The sequence below is a fragment of the Cellulosimicrobium sp. ES-005 genome, from assembly GCF_040448685.1.
Taxonomy (GTDB): Bacteria; Actinomycetota; Actinomycetes; order Actinomycetales; family Cellulomonadaceae; genus Cellulosimicrobium; species Cellulosimicrobium cellulans_G.
This window is the reverse complement of record NZ_CP159290.1, coordinates 4,574,868-4,591,236: the sequence shown is the minus strand read 5'-3', so window position 1 is coordinate 4,591,236 and position 16,369 is coordinate 4,574,868. Positions and strand designations below refer to the sequence as shown.

General features: G+C 74.0%; 16 protein-coding genes. 6 read left to right on the top strand and 10 right to left on the bottom strand.

Annotated features, from left to right (window positions below):
• Positions 1–33: 33 nt before the first annotated feature.
• The gene (locus ABRQ22_RS20465) at positions 34–1,476 is read right to left on the bottom strand and encodes an NAD(P)H-quinone dehydrogenase (RefSeq protein WP_253051104.1); all 1,443 of its coding nucleotides are present in this window, start codon (positions 1,474–1,476) and stop codon (positions 34–36) included.
• Positions 1,477–1,604: 128 nt separating this feature from the next.
• On the opposite strand from ABRQ22_RS20465, the gene ABRQ22_RS20460 reads away from it, so the two are divergent.
• From ABRQ22_RS20460 to ABRQ22_RS20435, 6 genes are all read left to right on the top strand, one after another.
• Positions 1,605–2,456 (top strand): purine-nucleoside phosphorylase, encoded by an 852-nt coding sequence (locus tag ABRQ22_RS20460; protein ID WP_253051103.1) that lies wholly within the window; start codon positions 1,605–1,607, stop codon positions 2,454–2,456.
• A gap of 1 nt (position 2,457) precedes the next feature.
• Entirely contained in the window at positions 2,458–4,302 is a 1,845-nt protein-coding gene (locus ABRQ22_RS20455) for a phospho-sugar mutase (RefSeq protein ID WP_353708002.1), read from the top strand.
• Between the two features lie 140 nt (positions 4,303–4,442).
• Positions 4,443–5,120 (top strand): zinc ribbon domain-containing protein, encoded by a 678-nt coding sequence (locus tag ABRQ22_RS20450; RefSeq protein WP_253051101.1) that lies wholly within the window; start codon positions 4,443–4,445, stop codon positions 5,118–5,120.
• A 69-nt stretch (positions 5,121–5,189) separates the two neighbouring features.
• Complete coding sequence (deoC, locus tag ABRQ22_RS20445; RefSeq protein ID WP_253051100.1) at positions 5,190–6,251, top strand: deoxyribose-phosphate aldolase; 1,062 nt, start codon at positions 5,190–5,192, stop codon at positions 6,249–6,251.
• Positions 6,252–6,269: 18 nt separating this feature from the next.
• The gene (locus tag ABRQ22_RS20440; RefSeq protein WP_253051099.1) at positions 6,270–7,742 is read left to right on the top strand and encodes an aldehyde dehydrogenase family protein; all 1,473 of its coding nucleotides are present in this window, start codon (positions 6,270–6,272) and stop codon (positions 7,740–7,742) included.
• The gene (locus tag ABRQ22_RS20435; protein WP_353708001.1) at positions 7,742–8,674 is read left to right on the top strand and encodes an aldehyde dehydrogenase family protein; all 933 of its coding nucleotides are present in this window, start codon (positions 7,742–7,744) and stop codon (positions 8,672–8,674) included. Before ABRQ22_RS20440 ends, ABRQ22_RS20435 begins: the two co-directional genes overlap by 1 nt.
• A 91-nt stretch (positions 8,675–8,765) precedes the next feature.
• On the opposite strand, the gene ABRQ22_RS20430 is transcribed toward ABRQ22_RS20435, so the two are convergent.
• The 9 genes from ABRQ22_RS20430 to ABRQ22_RS20390 form a co-directional block, all read right to left on the bottom strand.
• Positions 8,766–9,896 (bottom strand): adenosine deaminase, encoded by a 1,131-nt coding sequence (locus ABRQ22_RS20430; RefSeq protein WP_353708000.1) that lies wholly within the window; start codon positions 9,894–9,896, stop codon positions 8,766–8,768.
• A gap of 62 nt (positions 9,897–9,958) precedes the next feature.
• Positions 9,959–10,198 (bottom strand): hypothetical protein, encoded by a 240-nt coding sequence (locus ABRQ22_RS20425; RefSeq protein ID WP_253051096.1) that lies wholly within the window; start codon positions 10,196–10,198, stop codon positions 9,959–9,961.
• 50 nt (positions 10,199–10,248) lie between these two features.
• Positions 10,249–11,217: a hypothetical protein gene (locus tag ABRQ22_RS20420; protein ID WP_353707999.1), complete on the bottom strand. Its 969-nt coding sequence runs from the start codon at positions 11,215–11,217 to the stop codon at positions 10,249–10,251.
• Entirely contained in the window at positions 11,214–11,561 is a 348-nt protein-coding gene (locus ABRQ22_RS20415) for a DUF202 domain-containing protein (protein WP_253051094.1), read from the bottom strand. Before ABRQ22_RS20415 ends, ABRQ22_RS20420 begins: the two co-directional genes overlap by 4 nt.
• The gene (locus ABRQ22_RS20410) at positions 11,558–11,962 is read right to left on the bottom strand and encodes a DUF202 domain-containing protein (RefSeq protein ID WP_353707998.1); all 405 of its coding nucleotides are present in this window, start codon (positions 11,960–11,962) and stop codon (positions 11,558–11,560) included. Before ABRQ22_RS20410 ends, ABRQ22_RS20415 begins: the two co-directional genes overlap by 4 nt.
• Positions 11,963–11,964: 2 nt before the next feature.
• Complete coding sequence (locus ABRQ22_RS20405; RefSeq protein ID WP_308202271.1) at positions 11,965–13,380, bottom strand: thymidine phosphorylase; 1,416 nt, start codon at positions 13,378–13,380, stop codon at positions 11,965–11,967.
• Positions 13,377–13,850 carry a cytidine deaminase gene (locus ABRQ22_RS20400; protein ID WP_353707997.1) on the bottom strand — a complete coding sequence of 158 codons (474 nt, stop codon included), beginning with the start codon at positions 13,848–13,850 and terminating at the stop codon, positions 13,377–13,379. The genes ABRQ22_RS20405 and ABRQ22_RS20400 overlap by 4 nt, the downstream gene beginning before the upstream one ends.
• A 13-nt stretch (positions 13,851–13,863) precedes the next feature.
• Entirely contained in the window at positions 13,864–15,159 is a 1,296-nt protein-coding gene (locus ABRQ22_RS20395) for an ABC transporter permease (RefSeq protein WP_253051092.1), read from the bottom strand.
• On the bottom strand, positions 15,156–16,361 hold the full coding sequence (locus ABRQ22_RS20390; RefSeq protein ID WP_253051438.1) for an ABC transporter permease: 1,206 nt from the start codon (positions 16,359–16,361) through the stop codon (positions 15,156–15,158). Before ABRQ22_RS20390 ends, ABRQ22_RS20395 begins: the two co-directional genes overlap by 4 nt.
• Positions 16,362–16,369 lie beyond the last annotated feature (8 nt).

The window sequence follows — 16,369 nt, the reverse complement described above, 5'->3', positions numbered from 1 at the left end:
GCGCCGCGCCCGCCGGCCCGCGTGGACGGGTGCTCAGTCCTCCCGGTGGTGCAGCATGCGCGCGACCTCGGCGATGGAGCCGCTGAGCGACGGGTAGACCGTGAAGGCCGACGCGACGTCGTCGACCGTGAGCCGGTGCGAGACCGCGAGCGTGATGGGGAACACGAGCTCGCTCGCGCGCGGAGCGACGACGACGCCGCCGAGGACGACCCCCGCCTCGGGGTGCGCGAAGAGCTTGACGAAGCCGTCGCGCATGCCGAGCATCTTGGCGCGCGGGTTGCGCGCGAGCGGCAGGACCGTCGTGACGTACTTGCTGCTCTGCGCCTTGAGCTGCTCCTCGCTGTACCCGACGGTCGCGATCTCGGGCGCGGTGAAGATGTTCGCCGCGACGGTGCGCAGCTTGATCGGCACGACGGCGTCGCCGAGCGCGTGCGACATGGCGACGCGGCCCTGCATCGCCGCGACGGACGCGAGGGGAAGCACGCCGGTGCAGTCGCCCGCCGCGTAGATCCCGCGCACCGACGTGCGCGACACCTTGTCGACCTCGACGTGCCCGCTCGGGGTGAGCCGGACCCCGGCCTCCTCGAGGCCGAGGCCGCTCGTCGAGGGGACGGCGCCGACGGCGATGAGGACGTGCGAGCCCTCGACGACGCGACCGTCGGCGAGGGTCACGCGCACGCCGTCCTCGGTCCGCTCGGCCGACTCGGCGCGCGACCGCGACATGACGGTCATGCCGCGCGAGCGGAACACGCCCTCGAGCAGCTCGGCCGCGTCGGCGTCCTCGCCCGGGAGCACGCGGTCGCGGCTCGACACGAGCACGACGTCCGAGCCCAGCGCGTTGTAGGCGCCCGCGAACTCGGCGCCGGTGACGCCGGACCCGACGACGATGAGCCGCTCCGGCAGCTCGGACAGGTTGTAGAGCTGGGTCCAGGTGAGGATGCGCTCGCCGTCGGGCTGCGCCGTCGGCAGGACGCGCGGCGTCGCACCGACCGCGAGGAGGATCACGTCGGCGTCGAGCTCGAGGGGGCCGTCGGCGCCGTCGGGCGCGTCGACGACGACGCGCTCGGGGCCGTCGAGGCGACCCTCGCCGATGACGACGCGCACGCCCTCGCGCTCCAGCCGCGCGTGGATGTCCGCGGACTGCGCCGCCGCGAGCGCCATGACGCGCGTGTTCACGGCCTCGAGGTCGACGATGTGCCGGCGCATGGCGGGGTGCTGGGCCTTGGCGGTGTCGACGGGCAGGCGGATCCCGAGCTCGGCGGCGCGCTCCGCGATGGTCATCCAGTCGGCGGTCGCGATGAGGGTCTTGGAGGGGACGACGTCCGTGAGCACGGCCGCGCCACCCAGGCCCTGGCGTTCGACGACGGTCACGTCGGCGCCGAGCCGGCGGGCGACGAGAGCGGCCTCGTAGCCGCCGGGCCCGCCTCCGAGGACGACGATGCGGGTGGCCTGATGGTCGATGCTCGCGTGCGTCACGCCGGACATTCTGTCAGGCCGTCGCGTCCCGCGGTGTCAGCATGCGAGACGACGGCGCCGGTCAGGGCCGTGCGGCGGCGTCGCCGCTCGTCGGGTCGGGCGCCCGGGGACGGACTAGCCTTGCGTCCATGACGACGACGCCTGCGAGCACACCCCCGCTCGACGACCCCGCCACCGACCCGTTCCTCGTGGCGCGGGCCGCCGCCGACCACATCGCCGAGGCCACGGGGGTCGAGGGCCACGACATGGCGCTCGTGCTGGGCTCGGGGTGGGGCGGGGCCGCGGAGCTCCTGGGCGACGTCGTCGCGGAGGTCCCCACGCACGAGATCCCGGGCTTCTCCGCCCCTGCCGTCGCGGGCCACCTCTCGGTGACGCGGTCGATCCGGGTCGAGCGTGCGGACGGCTCCGTCCGGCACGCGCTCGTGCTCGGCTCGCGCACGCACCTGTACGAGGGCAAGGGCGTGCGCGCCGTCGTGCACGGCGTGCGCACGGCCGCCGCGACGGGCGCGGAGACGCTCATCCTCACGAACGGGTGCGGCGGACTGAACCAGGACTGGGGAGCGGGCACGCCGGTGCTGCTCTCCGACCACATCAACCTCACGGCCCGCAGCCCGCTGGAGGGCCCGACGTTCGTGGACCTCACCGACGTCTACTCGCCGCGCCTGCGCGAGCTCGCGCACCGCGTCGACCCGACCCTCCCGGAGGGCGTGTACGCGCAGTTCCCCGGGCCGCACTACGAGACTCCCGCCGAGGTGCGGATGGCGGGGATCCTCGGCGCCGACCTGGTCGGCATGTCCACGACGCTCGAGGCCATCGCCGCCCGCCACTGCGGCCTGGAGGTGCTCGGCGTCTCGCTCGTGACGAACCTCGCCGCCGGGATCAGCCCGACGCCGCTCTCCCACGCCGAGGTCATCGAGGCCGGCCAGGCCGCGGGGCCCCGGATCAGCGCACTCCTGGCCGACATCGCGAAGCTGGTGTGACATGACGGACCGCACCGCCGGGTACCGGACCGACCCTGCCGACGACCCGACGTTCGATCCGGGGACCGACCGCGGCGCGTTCCTCGAGCGCGTCGCTGCGTGGATCGACGACGACGTCGACGCAGGCGACCAGGACGAGCTCCGGCACCTCCTCGACCTGGCCGACTCGCCCGACCCGCGCCAGCACGACGTGCGCGTCGCGGCCCTCACCGAGCTGCAGGACCGGTTCTCCGGCCCGCTGGAGTTCGGGACCGCCGGGCTGCGCGGGCGCATGGCCGCCGGCCCGCACCGCATGAACCGCGCCGTCGTGATCCGCGCGGCGGCGGGGCTCGGGGCCTACCTGCTCGACGCGCTCGGTCCCGCGGGCGCTGGTGGCGCGGCCCGCCCGCGCGTCGTCGTCGGGTTCGACGCCCGGCACCGCTCGCGCACGTTCGCCGTCGACAGCGCGGCCGTGCTCACCGCGGCGGGGCTGGACGTCCTCGTCCTGCCCTCGGCGCTCCCGACGCCGGTCCTCGCGTTCGCCGTGCGCCACCTCGGTGCGGACGCGGGCGTCATGGTCACCGCGAGCCACAACCCGCCGGCCGACAACGGGTACAAGGTCTACCTCGGCGGACGGGTCGTCACGGACTCGGGCCAGGGCGCCCAGATCGTCCCTCCCTACGACGCGCGCATCGCCACCGCGATCGCGGCCGTCGGCCCGGCACGGTCGGTCCCGCGCGCGAGCGGGGGCTGGACCGTCCTGGACCAGGAGGTCGTCGGCGCGTACGTCCGCGCGGTCCTCGCGCTGTCGGACGGCGCCCCTCGCCGGCTCAAGGTCGTCACCACCGCGCTGCACGGCGTGGGCGGCGAGACGGTCGCGCACGTGCTGCGCGACGCGGGCTTCACGACCGTGGTCCCGGTCGAGGAGCAGCTCGACCCGAACCCGGACTTCCCCTCCGTCGCGTTCCCCAACCCCGAGGAGCCGGGCGCGATGGACCTCGCGCTCGCCGTCGCGCAGGACTCCGCGGCCGACGTCGTGCTCGCCAACGACCCCGACGCCGACCGCTGCGCGGTCGCGGTGTTCGACCCGCGCGTCGGGACGTACCAGGGCGCGGAGACCGCCCGCTCCAACGGGTGGCGCACGCTGCACGGCGACGAGGTCGGCGCGCTGCTCGGCGACGACGTCGCGCGGCGCGTCGCGGCGTCCGGCGCCGCCGGCGGGGTGCTCGCGTGCTCGGTCGTGTCCTCGCGACTGCTCGGGAAGATCGCCGCCGCGCACGGCCTCGGCTTCGCGACGACGCTCACGGGCTTCAAGTGGATCTCGCGCGTCGACGGGCTCGTCTTCGGGTACGAGGAGGCGCTCGGCTACTGCGTCGACCCCGCGCACGTCCGGGACAAGGACGGGATCAGCGCCGCGCTGCTCGTCGCGCAGCTCGCCAACCGCCTCAAGGCGGAGGGCCGCTCGCTCGTCGACGCGCTCGACGACCTGGCGCGCCGGCACGGCCTCCACGTGAGCGACCAGCTCTCCGCGCGGTTCACCGACCTCGACCGCATCGGCGAGACGATGACGCACCTGCGCGCCGCTCCCCCGCGCACGCTCGCGGGTGCGGGCGTCTCGGACGTCGCCGACCTGTCCGCCGGCCTCGACGGCCTGCCGCCCACCGACGGCGTGCGGATCCTCACCGCCGACGGCACGCGCGTCATCGTCCGCCCGAGCGGCACCGAGCCCAAGGTGAAGTGCTACCTCGAGGTCGTGCTGCCCGTCGCCCCCGACGCGTCGCATGCCGACCTCACGGCGGCTCGCGCCGCCGCGCGCGACCGCCTCGACCGCGTCAAGGCCGACATGCAGAGGGCGCTGGGCATCTAGAGAGGTCCTGCCCACGAGCGTTCGCCCGCTGCAGCGTGCGACCGGCCTCGATGGCGGGGCAGAGCCTCGCCGTCGAGGCGATGTCAGTGCCGCACGACAGAATCCTCTGCGAGTTCACGATGCCGTCGTAGGGGGACGAGATGATGACATGCCGATCGTGCGGACAGGCGCAGGACGAGCAGGCGCGGTTCTGCAACAGCTGCGGTACCCCGCTCGTCACAGGGCCGGCCGGGACGGCGAACAGCGTCCACGAGGCCCGGGTCACCGGTTCGATCTATCAGGCGGGCGGCGACATCACCGTTGCCCCGTCAGTTCCTGACGAGCCGTCGGCGAGGTACACCGTCAAGTGGCACTGGGCGAGCCCGCTCACCCAGTCGGTTCTGGGCTGGGCCAGCCTCGTGCTCGGGATCGTCTCGCTCGCCGGCGGGGCATCGGTGTTCGCGCCGCTGATCCGGTCGCTGAACGCTGGTCGCCTGGCTCCCTCGACCGAACCGTGGGCACTAGCAGTGTTCGTCGTGTGCACCGCCGGTGCGATCGTCGCCCTCGCGCTACGACGGGTCGCGAAACACGAGACTCAGCACGTCGGGCCATCTTTCCTTCCCGCTCTGACGGGATGGAACCATCGGCTCGGGCTCGCGCGGTTCACCGGGGAGTGCCCGACCTGCCGAGGCGGCCTTCGCTTCTACAACAAGCCCCTGCAGTGGCTCGTTCACGCTGACGGGTCCCGAGGCAAGGTGATCGAGCGCGCGATGGTGGCGGAGTGCGAGCGCAGCGACAAGCACTGGTGGTTCCTCGACAGCGCCGAACCCGTCGCCTGACTCCGGGGCCAGCACCGGAGCCTCCGCCCGGTCGGCTCAGCGAGGCGTACCGGCGGGTAACCTGGGGCGATGAGCACAACGACACCGACGTCGGTCGCGCAGACCGGCCGGGCGGGTACCGGAGCGGCCCCGGCGACCCCGGGTTCGGCCGACCGGTCCGCCGCCGAGATCGCCGATCTCGCGCGCTCCGTGACGGGTTCCGCCCTCCTCGACGACACCGCCTGGCGCCGCTACCTGCACGGGCTGCCGGGCGTCGACAAGGTCGGCGCCGACGGCCGCGCGGCCGCCCTGGGCACCCGGTCGATCAAGACGACGTCCAAGGCCTGGGCGCTCGACACGATCATCCGCATGGTCGACCTCACGACGCTCGAGGGCGCGGACACGCCCGGCAAGGTACGAGCGCTCGCCGCGAAGGCCGTGCGCCCCGAGCCCGCCGACCCGACGTGCCCGTCGGCGGCCGCCGTGTGCGTGTACAACGACCTCGTCCCCGTCGCCGTGGAGGCCCTCGCCGGGACCGGCGTCAAGGTCGCCGCCGTCTCGACCGCGTTCCCGTCGGGCCGCGCGAGCCGCGCGGTGCGCCTCGCGGACACGCGCGACGCCGTCGAGGCCGGCGCGGACGAGATCGACATGGTCATCGACCGCGGCGCCTTCCTCTCGGGACGCTACGCCCAGGTCTACGAGGACATCGTCGCCGTGCGCGAGGAGTGCCGGGCGAACGGCCACCACGCGCACCTCAAGGTCATCCTCGAGACGGGCGAGCTCGCCACGTACGACAACGTGCGCCGCGCGTCGTGGCTCGCGATGCTCGCGGGCGCCGACTTCATCAAGACGAGCACCGGCAAAGTCTCCCCCGCCGCGACGCTCCCGGTGACGATCGTCATGCTCGAGGCCGTGCGCGACTTCCGTGCCCTCACCGGCGTCCCGATCGGGGTCAAGCCCGCGGGCGGCATCCGCACGTCGAAGGACGCCATCAAGTACCTCGTCGCGGTCAACGAGACCGCGGGCGGCGACTGGCTCGACCCCGACTGGTTCCGGTTCGGGGCGTCGTCGCTGCTCAACGACGTGCTCATGCAGCGCAACAAGCTCGCCACCGGCACCTACTGGGGCCCCGACTACGTGACCGTCGACTGAGCCGGACTGAAGGACACCATGACCACCACAGCTAGCACGGCCGGCTCGCCGTTCGAGTACGCGCCGGCCCCCGAGTCGCGCGCCGTCGTCGACATCGCGTCGTCGTACGGCCTCTTCATCGACGGCGAGTTCACGCCGGCGTCGGACTCCGGCTCGTTCAAGACCGTCAACCCCGCCACGGAGGAGGTCCTCGCCGAGGTCGCGGAGGCGACCGAGGAGGACGTCGACCGCGCCGTCCGCGCCGCGCGCCGCGCGCAGGAGAAGGTGTGGGGCCCCATGCCGGGCCGCGAGCGCGCGAAGTACCTGTTCCGCATCGCGCGCCTGCTCGCCGAGCGCTCGCGCGAGTTCGCGGTGCTCGAGACGCTCGACAACGGCAAGCCGATCCGCGAGTCGCGCGACGTCGACGTCCCGACGGCGGCGGCGCACTTCTTCTACTACGCGGGCTGGGCCGACAAGCTCGAGCACGCGGGTTACGGCCCCGACCCGCGCCCGCACGGCGTCGCCGCGCAGGTGATCCCGTGGAACTTCCCGCTGCTCATGCTCGCGTGGAAGATCGCCCCCGCGCTCGCGACGGGGAACACGGTGGTCCTCAAGCCCGCGGAGACCACGCCGCTGACCGCGCTCCTGTTCGCGGACCTGCTCCGCCAGGCCGAGCTGCCGGCCGGCGTCGTCAACATCGTGACCGGCGCGCGTGCCACGGGCTCGGCCCTGGTCAACCACCCGGACGTCGACAAGATCGCGTTCACGGGCTCGACCCCGGTCGGCAAGCGCATCGCGCAGGAGATCGCGGGCACGCGCAAGCACGCGACGCTCGAGCTCGGCGGCAAGGCCGCGAACATCGTGTTCGACGACGCGCCGATCGACCAGGCGATCGAGGGCATCGTCAACGGCATCTTCTTCAACCAGGGCCAGGTGTGCTGCGCGGGGTCGCGCCTGCTCGTGCAGGAGTCGATCGCCGAGGAGCTCGTGGACCGGCTCAAGGCCCGCCTCGGCACGCTGCGCGTCGGCGACCCGATGGACAAGAACACCGACGTCGGTGCGATCAACTCGCCCCAGCAGCTCGCGCGGATCACCGAGCTCACCGACGCCGGCACCGCGGAGGGCGCTACGCGCTGGAGCCCGGACTGCGAGCTGCCGTCGTCGGGGTATTGGTTCGCGCCGACCCTGTTCACGGGCGTCTCCGCAGCGCACCGCATCGCGCGCGAGGAGATCTTCGGCCCGGTGCTGAGCGTCCTGACCTTCCGCACCCCTGCCGAGGCCGTGGCCAAGGCGAACAACACCCCGTACGGCCTGTCCGCGGGGATCTGGACCGAGAAGGGGTCGCGCATCCTCTGGATGGCCGACCAGCTCCGTGCGGGCGTCGTGTGGTCCAACACGTTCAACCGGTTCGACCCGACCAGCCCGTTCGGCGGCTACAAGGAGTCGGGCTACGGACGCGAGGGTGGCCGGCACGGCCTGGCGCCCTACCTGATCGAGGGGAGCACCTACTGATGGCCCGCACGAGCAAGGCGCCCACCGCGACCCGCACGGCGCCCGAGCGCCTGGGCGTGCGCAAGACGTACAAGCTCTACGTCGGCGGAAAGTTCCCCCGCAGCGAGTCGGGGCGCACGTACGAGGTGACGGACACCAAGGGCCGGTTCCTCGCGAACGTCGCGCAGGGCTCGCGCAAGGACGCGCGCGAGGCCGTCGTGGCCGCACGCGCCGCGCAGGCGAAGTGGGCCGGGGCGACGGCCTACAACCGCGGTCAGGTGCTCTACCGCGTCGCGGAGATGCTGGAGGGGCGCCGCGAGCAGTTCGTCGCGGAGGTCGTCGCGGGCGAGGGCCTCACGGCGCGCCAGGCCGAGCTCGCCGTCTCCGAGGCGATCGACCGCTGGGTCTGGTACGCGGGCTGGACGGACAAGGTCGCGCAGGTCGCCGGCTCCGCCAACCCGGTCGCCGGGCCGTACTTCAACCTGTCGTCCCCCGAGCCGACGGGCGTCGTCGTCGTCCTCGCGCCGCAGCGCTCGTCGCTGCTCGGCCTCGTCTCGACGATCGTGCCGCCGCTCGTCACGGGCAACGCCGTGATCGTCGTCGCGAGCGAGCAGCGCCCGATCCCGGCGGTCACGCTGTCCGAGGTCCTCGCGACGTCGGACGTCCCGGGCGGCGTCGTGAACGTCCTCACGGGCTTCACCCAGGAGCTCGCTCCCCCGCTCGCGTCGCACCTCGACGTCAACGCGATCGACCTCGCAGGCGCCGTGGGTGCCGAGGGCGTCGCGTGGGGCGAGCTCGAGGCCGCCGCCGCGGACTCGGTCAAGCGCGTCCTGCGCCCCGCCGTCGGCCGCCGCGGCGACGACGCCGAGCCCGACTGGACCGAGGCGCCGCGCCCCCAGCGCATCCTCGCGTTCACCGAGACCAAGACGGTCTGGCACCCGAAGGGCGTCTGACCCCCGGCCGAGCACGACGGTGGTGCCGTGATCGCGTCGATCACGGCACCACAGTCATGTGTCGGCGACCCGGGCGGGTCGGCAGGTCTGCTCAGAGCTGCGCGCCCTGGACCTCCTGGTAGCCCGGCAGGATCACGTCGTCGACGAGCGCGCGGCGTTCGTCGTGGTGGACGAACGCGCTCCACGCGGCGGTCATCGTGACGTCGGCGAGGTCGTCGATCGTCCACCCGGCGTGCTCGACGAGGAGCGCCATCTCCTGCGTCATCGTCGTGCGCGACATGAGCCGGTTGTCGGTGTTGAGCGTGACGGCGAAGTCGAGCTCCTTGAGCCGGGTGATCGGGTGGTCCGCGACCGACGTCGCCGCCCCGGTCTGCACGTTGGACGACGGGCACAGCTCGAGCGGGATCTGGTGGTCGCGCACCCAGTGCGCGAGCAGGCCGAGCGCGGCCGTACCCGGCTCGCCCTCGGTGCTGTGCGGGAATTCCGGGTCGAACGTGATGTCCTCGACGATGCGCACGCCGTGACCGATGCGGCTCGCCTGCCCGAGGTGCACGGCCTCGGCGATCGACGCCGGACCGGCGGCCTCGCCCGCGTGGATGGTGACGGGGAAGTTCTGGTCGGCGAGGTAGCGCCAGATCTCGGCGTGGCGCGACGGCGGGAAGCCGTCCTCGGCACCCGCGATGTCGAACCCGACGACGCCGTTCGCGCGGTTCGCCACGGCGAGCTCGGCGATCTCCTGCCACCGGTCGGCGTGGCGCATCGCGGTGACGAGCTGCCCGACGCGGATCGTCCGGCCCTCCGCGGCGGCCTCGGCGACGCCCTGCTCGATGCCGGACTGCACGGCGTCCACCGTCTCCTGGAGGGTCAGCCCCCGCTGGAGGTGCTGCTCGGGCGCCCACCGCTGCTCGGCGTACACGACGCCGTCGCGTGCGAGGTCGAGCACCGCCTCACGCGCCACCCGCGCGAGCGCGTCGCGCGTCTGCATCACGGCGATCGTGTGGTCGAACGTCTCGAGGTAGCGCACGAGGGAGCCCGAGTCGGCCGACTCGGCGAACCACGCGCCGAGGGACTCGGCGTCGCCCGCGGGGAGCTGGTGCCCGACGTCGGCGGCGAGCTCGAGGATCGTGGCGGGGCGCAGCCCCCCGTCGAGGTGGTCGTGGAGCACGACCTTGGGCAGCGAGCGGATGACGTCGACCGTCAGGGGGGCGTTCTCGGTGGTCATGCGCTCACGGTACCGGCCGGTACGCCCTCGCTCGCGCCGAACGGCCGGGCGCCCCGGTCCGGTCAGGCGTAGTCGTCCTCCTCGCCCGGCACGGCGGACGCCTGCTCGACGACGTCGGCCTCGTTCGCCTCCCCCTCGAGGTCGGGTCGCGCGGTGCGCGGACGGTACTCGTCGCTCTCGTGCTCGGCGTCGTCGACGCCCGGGCCGTCGTCCTCCGACTCCTCGACGAGGCTCACGACCTCCTCGTCCTGCTCGACCAGGCCGGCGTCCCGCCACGCGTCGTTCCCGGGCACGGTGCTCATCGCGACTCCTCACCTGACGACTCGGCGCGCCACGGCCGTGGCGGCCGTCTTCATCCTCTCGCCGGGTGCGGGGCCTCGCCAGCCCGGCCGACGGCGGGCAGGAGCGCCCAGCAGAGGTGCGGCCAGCCCCCGAGGGCACGACGCACCTCGGGCGACCGCGCGCCGTCGAGCAGGGCGGCCGCGTCGAGGTCGTGCACGGTGCCCGACGACGGCTCGTAGACCCGGCACCGCCGCGCCCGCGCGTCGGCGTCGGTGCCGTCGTCGGCGTCGGTGAGCAGCACGACGTGTCGCGGCACGGCGGTCGCGACGCCGAGGGCGAGGTCGCCCCCGGTGAAGAGCGGGACGGGGACGCCGCGCGCCGCCGCGGCGAGGGCGGCCCGGACCACGGGGTCGTCGTCGCGGTCTCCCGCGACGACGCGCTCGACGTACCGCACGTCCGCGTGCCGCGCGGTCCGCGCGGCGCCCCACGGCGGCGTCCCGAGGGACGCTGGCCACGGCAGGGGGCCGAGAGCGGCGCGGTTGGTTCGGCGCTTCAGCACCCGCTGCAGCTCCCCGAACCGCGACGCGCCTCCCGCACGGGGCCGGCCGCCCGGCCCGCCGTCGTCACCCGGGCGCAGCCCCGTGACGAGCCACAGCGCGAGCACCGGGTCGCCCGCCGCGGCGAGCAGCCCGAGCACGGCCGAGCCGCACGTCGTCGCGTCGGTCTGGCGCGCCGGCTCCCCGCCGAGCTCGAGCGGCCGGGACCGGCGGTCGCGTGGACCGCTCGGCCCGGGGTCGGCGCGGCCCAACGGGTCGACGATGGCGCGCCGCGTCCTCGGGTCGAGCGCACCGAGCGTGCCGGCGAGCGCGCGCACCCGGTGCTCGGGGTGGCCCGCGCGCCGGGCGAGGTCGAGCGCACGGTCCGTCCCGCCGTCGGGCCGGTAGACGCCGCCGGGCGGTGGTTGCGGCACCGCCCGCGCGGGAACGAGCCGCGCGAGGTCCGTGACCCGCAGCGCGCCGAGCGCACCCCGGAGGGTCATGCCGCTCCCAGCGCCCGGCCGAGCGCCCAGGCGGCACCCACGACGGCCAGCACGACGACGAGGCTCGCGACGCGCACCAGGAAGGACCACGAGTACAGCCGCCCGTGGCCGGGCAGCCCGCCGGTCGGGGGCCGCAGGACGGCGGGCACGAGCGCCAGCACGCCGACGGCGACCGCCGCGCACACCGTGACCGTCGACCCGGAGCGGAGCCCCGCGCCCGCGAGCAGCAGCGCCCCCACGACCACGCCGAGCACCGTCCGCTGCCACGCGAGCGCCGTGCGCTCCGGCTGCATCCCCTCGTCCCGGACCGGCGGCGAGGGCACCTCCCCCGGCGGCGTGCTCACGGCCCGCTCGCCGAACCCACGGCGTAGCCCGCGAGCAGCAGCGCGAGGACCACGACCCCCACCACGAGCACGGGCAGCCCGCTCGGGGCGGGCAGCCGCCGACGCAGGCGCAACGCGCGCTCGTTGCGGCGCCAGGAGACGAGCGCGTAGCCCGCGAACCCGGCACCCACGAGGCACGCGACGCCGGCGACGACGTCGAGGACGCCCGGCATGTCGGCGAACGTCGCGAAGGACGTCAGCGCGACGCCGCCCGCGACCAGGCCGAGGCCCGTGCGCACCCACGCGAGCGCCGTCCGCTCGTTGGCGAGGCTGAACCGCGCGTCGGGCTCGGACCCGACCCCGTAGACGGAGCGCGGCCGACGCGTGTCCGCCGGCTCGGCCTCCGGCTCGTCAGGTGCCACGCTCAGTCGACGCGGTCCAGGACGACGGGCCGGCGCTCGACGACGGTCCCCGGGTCCGCGATCCCCCACGCCCCCTCGAGCGCCTGAACGGCCCGCTCGAAGCGCTCCGGGGTGTCGGTGTGCAGCGTCATGAGGTGCTGACCCTTGCGCACCGGGTCGCCCGGCTTGGCGAACAGCTCGACGCCCGCGCCCGCCTGCACCGGGTCCTCCTTGCGCGCACGGCCCGCGCCCAGCCGCCACGCGGCGACCCCGACGGCGTACGCGTCGAGCCGTTCGAGCACGCCGTCGCGGTCGGCGACGACGTGCTCGCGCTCGCGCGCGACCGGCAGCGGGGCCCGCGAGTCGCCGCCCTGCTCGGCGATCATCTCGCGCCACTTGTCGAGCGCGCGACCGCCCACGAGCGCGTGCCGCACGTCGTCCTCGTCCTGCGGCCGGCCCGCCCCGGCGAGCATCTCCAGCGCGAGCGCGACCGTGAGGTCGACGACGTCCTGGGGTCCGGCGCCCTGCATCACCTCGACGGACTCGCGCACCTCGAGCGCGTTGCCCGCGGTGAGGCCGAGCGGCGTCGACATGTCCGTGAGCAGCGCGACCGTGCGGACGCCGGCGTCGGTCCCGAGGTCGACCATGGTCCGGGCGAGCTCGCGCGCCGAGTCGAGCTCCTTCATGAACGCGCCGGAGCCGACCTTGACGTCGAGGACGAGCGCGCCCGTGCCCTCCGCGATCTTCTTGCTCATGATCGAGCTCGCGATGAGCGGGATGGACTCGACCGTCCCCGTGACGTCGCGCAGCGCGTACAGGAGACGGTCCGCGGGCGCGAGACCGGAGCCCGCCTGGCAGATCACCGCGCCGACGTGCTCGAGCGCGTTCATCATCTGCTCGTTGGTCAGCGCCGCGCGCCACCCCGGGATCGCCTCGAGCTTGTCGAGCGTGCCGCCCGTGTGCCCGAGGCCGCGACCGGAGAGCTGCGGCACCGCGACGCCGTACACCGCGACGAGCGGTGCGAGCGGCAGCGTGATCTTGTCCCCCACGCCCCCGGTCGAGTGCTTGTCCGCCGTCGGGCGCGAGAGCCCCGAGAAGTCCATCCGCTCGCCCGAGGCGATCATGGCCTGCGTCCAGCGGCCGATCTCGGTCCGGTCCATGCCGTTGAGGTAGATCGCCATCGCGAGAGCGGCCATCTGCTCCTCGGCGACGACGCCGCGCGTGTAGGCGTCGATCACCCAGTCGATCTGCGCGGCGTCGAGCCGCGCGCCGTCGCGCTTGGTCCGGATGACGTCGACGGCGTCGAACGGCTCGGGAGCCGGCCCCTCGCCGTCTGCGCCCGCGTCCTCGCCCCCGGCCCCGGCCCCGACGAGCGCCTCCGCCGTCGCGTCCTGGTCCTCGGTCCCGCCACCCTGCGGGGTCACGTCGTCGCTGGTCACGACCGCTCCTCCAGATCCTCGGGCCCGAAGGCGTCGGGCAGCACGTCCCTCATCGTCTTGATACCACGCACGGTGTCGACCAGCAGGTCGGGCCCCCCGTGCTCCCACAGGAGCTGCCGGCAGCGCCCGCACGGCATGAGCGTCGCCCCGTGCCGGTCCACGCACGCGAACGCCACGAGGCGGCCCCCGCCCGTCCCGACGAGCGAGCTCACGAGCGAGCACTCGGCGCACAGCGTCACGCCGTACGCGGCGTTCTCGACGTTGCACCCGACGACGACGCGCCCGTCGTCCACGAGCGCGGCGGCGCCCACCGGGAAGCCGGAGTAGGGGGCGTACGCGCGAGTCATGATCCCGCGCGCGGCGTCACGCAGCGCGTCCCAGTCGACGTCCGGCCCGACGCCGGTCCCGCCCTGGTCCGTCCCCTCACCCGGTCGGGGTTCGCCGTCGTGCGCGTTCGGCAGGTCTGTCATCGGCACCGCGGCCTCACTTCACGTAGGGGATGCCCTCGGCGGCCGGCGGGCGCACGCGCCCGACGAGACCGGCGACGGCGAAGATCGTCACGACGTACGGCGTCATGAGCATGATCTGGCTGGGGATCGGCGTGCCCACGATGCCGAGCACCGTCTGGAGGTTGTCCGAGAACCCGAACAGGAGCGCCGCGACGAGCGCGCCGACCGGGTTCCACCGCCCGAGGATCATGGCCGCGAGGGCGATGAAGCCCTTGCCGCCCGTCATCTCCTTGCCGAACGCGAGACCTGCCGCGACCGTGAAGAACGCGCCGCCGAGGCCGGCGACCGCTCCGCCGAGGATCGTGTTGCGCACGCGGGTCGCGTTGACCTTGATGCCCACGGTGTCGGCGGCCTTGGGGTGCTCGCCGACCGCGCGCAGGCGCAGGCCCCACCGGCTCCGGAAGAGGAAGATCTGGAGCAGGATCACGACGACGTACATGATGTAGACGAGCAGGGTCTGGCGGAAGAGCACCGGGCCCACGACCGGGATCTGCGACAGCACCGGGATCTCGATGACCGGCAGCGGGTGGCGCGAGTTCCACGTCGCCGAGTCCTCGGTGAGGACCGTCGAGTACAGGTAGCTCGTCACGCCGACCACGAGCACGTTGAGCACGACGCCGACGATGATCTGGTTCACCCAGTACTTCACCGAGAAGATCACGAGCAGCACGCCCACGAGGGCGCCCGCGATCGGTGCCGCGATGAGGCCCGCGTACGCGGAGGACGTGAGCGAGGCGACGACCGCGGCGAGGAACGCCCCGGCGAGGAGCTGCCCCTCGATCGCGATGTTGATGATGCCGACGCGCTCGCACAGCACGCCCGAGAGCGCGCCGAACACGAGGGGGACCGCGAGGAACAGCGAGCCCTGGAGCAGGCCCGTGAGCGGGATCGCGGACTTGCCCGCGCCGGCCCAGCACAGGAACGCGAAGACGACGGCGACGCCGAACACGATCGGCAGCCAGATGCCGACCTTGCGGCGGTCGCGCGCGGCCCAGAACGACAGGCCCGCCAGGAGGAGCGCGAGGATCGACAGGAACAGCGCCGCCCCGGTCGAGCTCACCGTGACCGGCTCGATCTGGAAGAAGTCGTTCGCCGTGGAGAGGCGGAACGTCGTCTGGTGCCCACCGGCGGGCAGCAGCGCGAAGAAGACCAGCGACAGCAGGCCGATGACCGCGTAGGCGATCGGAGCCTTCCAGCTGATGGGCGGCAGCGGCTTGGCCGCGCGCTCCGGCGCGGCGGCCGGCGCCGGGGTGGTGGTCGCGGTGCTCATGCTCCGGCCTCCTGCGTCGTCGTGGTGGTCGTGGCCGCCTTCGCGCGCTGCCTCGCGGCGTGGCGCTCGGCCCGCGTCGGGCCGCCCGGCGTCGGCAGGCGGAAGATCGCCCGCACGAGCGGCGGGGCGGCGATGAAGAGCACGATGAGGGACTGGACGACGAGCACGATGTCGATCGGCGTCCCGGTCCGCGCCTGCATCGCGAAGCCGCCCGCGCGCAGCGCACCGAAGAGGAGACCCGCGAGGACCGTGCCGAGCGGGCGGGACCGGCCGAGCAGGGCGACCGTGATCGCGTCGAAGCCGAAGCTCGCCGCGACGCCCGCGGTGAGCACCTTCTCCGTGCCGAGCACCTGGGCGCTGCCCGCGAGGCCGGCGAGCGCGCCCGCGATGGCCATGACCCAGACGGTCGTCCACGGCACGGACATGCCAGCGGTGCGCGCGGCGTGAGGGTTCTCGCCGACCGCGCGGAAGCGGAAGCCGAGCGTCGAGCGCTCCATGAGCCACCAGACGCCCACGGCCATGAGGAGCGCGAGGACGAAACCCAGGTGGAGGCGGAAGCCCTCGCCGAGCAGCAGCGGGAACGTCGCGGTGCCGGGGATCGGCGGGCTGATCGGGTTGCTGCTCCCCGGGCGCTGGAACGCCGGGGTGGTGAGCAGGTACGCGACGAGGTAGATCGCGATGTTGTTGAGCATGATCGTGACGATCACCTCGTGCGCCCCGGTGCGGGCCTTGAGCACGCCGGCGATGCTCGCCCAGATCGCCCCGCCGAGCGCCGCCCCGAGCACGGCGAGCAGGAGGTGCAGACCCGGGGGCAGCGCGAACGTGAAGCCGATGAAGCCGGCGAAGATGCCGCCGAGGATGATCTGCCCCTGGGCACCGATGTTGAACAGGCCCGCGCGGAAGCCGATGCCGAGGCCGAGGCCCGCGAGGATGAGCGGCGTCGCCACGGTCATGGTCTCGGTGAGGGGCCGCAGCGCGCGGGCGAGGTCGGGTGCCTGGAAGTTGATGACGGCGCCCTGGAACAGGGCGCTGTACGCGCCGAACACGGCGTTCCACACCGCGGCGAAGAAGTCCGAGGGGCGGGCGAAGAAGTAGGTCGCCGCCTCCTGGACCGCCGGGTCGGCCGCCGCGATGAGGACCCCACCGAGGACCAGCGCGGCCACGATCGCGAGCAGCGAGACCAGCCAGCTGCTCTCGAGCATCTCGCGCA

What these genes read in the sequence shown, in the direction of transcription:
- ABRQ22_RS20460 (WP_253051103.1), top strand. Translation starts at nt 1,605, where the DNA reads ATGACGACGACGCCTGCGAGCACACCCCCGCTCGACGACCCCGCCACC.
- ABRQ22_RS20455 (WP_353708002.1), top strand. Translation starts at nt 2,458, where the DNA reads ATGACGGACCGCACCGCCGGGTACCGGACCGACCCTGCCGACGACCCG.
- ABRQ22_RS20450 (WP_253051101.1), top strand. Translation starts at nt 4,443, where the DNA reads ATGATGACATGCCGATCGTGCGGACAGGCGCAGGACGAGCAGGCGCGG.
- deoC (WP_253051100.1), top strand. Translation starts at nt 5,190, where the DNA reads ATGAGCACAACGACACCGACGTCGGTCGCGCAGACCGGCCGGGCGGGT.
- ABRQ22_RS20440 (WP_253051099.1), top strand. Translation starts at nt 6,270, where the DNA reads ATGACCACCACAGCTAGCACGGCCGGCTCGCCGTTCGAGTACGCGCCG.
- ABRQ22_RS20435 (WP_353708001.1), top strand. Translation starts at nt 7,742, where the DNA reads ATGGCCCGCACGAGCAAGGCGCCCACCGCGACCCGCACGGCGCCCGAG.
- ABRQ22_RS20430 (WP_353708000.1), bottom strand. Translation starts at nt 9,896, where the DNA reads ATGACCACCGAGAACGCCCCCCTGACGGTCGACGTCATCCGCTCGCTG.
- ABRQ22_RS20425 (WP_253051096.1), bottom strand. Translation starts at nt 10,198, where the DNA reads ATGAGCACCGTGCCCGGGAACGACGCGTGGCGGGACGCCGGCCTGGTC.
- ABRQ22_RS20420 (WP_353707999.1), bottom strand. Translation starts at nt 11,217, where the DNA reads ATGACCCTCCGGGGTGCGCTCGGCGCGCTGCGGGTCACGGACCTCGCG.
- ABRQ22_RS20400 (WP_353707997.1), bottom strand. Translation starts at nt 13,850, where the DNA reads ATGACAGACCTGCCGAACGCGCACGACGGCGAACCCCGACCGGGTGAG.
- ABRQ22_RS20395 (WP_253051092.1), bottom strand. Translation starts at nt 15,159, where the DNA reads ATGAGCACCGCGACCACCACCCCGGCGCCGGCCGCCGCGCCGGAGCGC.
- ABRQ22_RS20390 (WP_253051438.1), bottom strand. Translation starts at nt 16,361, where the DNA reads ATGCTCGAGAGCAGCTGGCTGGTCTCGCTGCTCGCGATCGTGGCCGCG.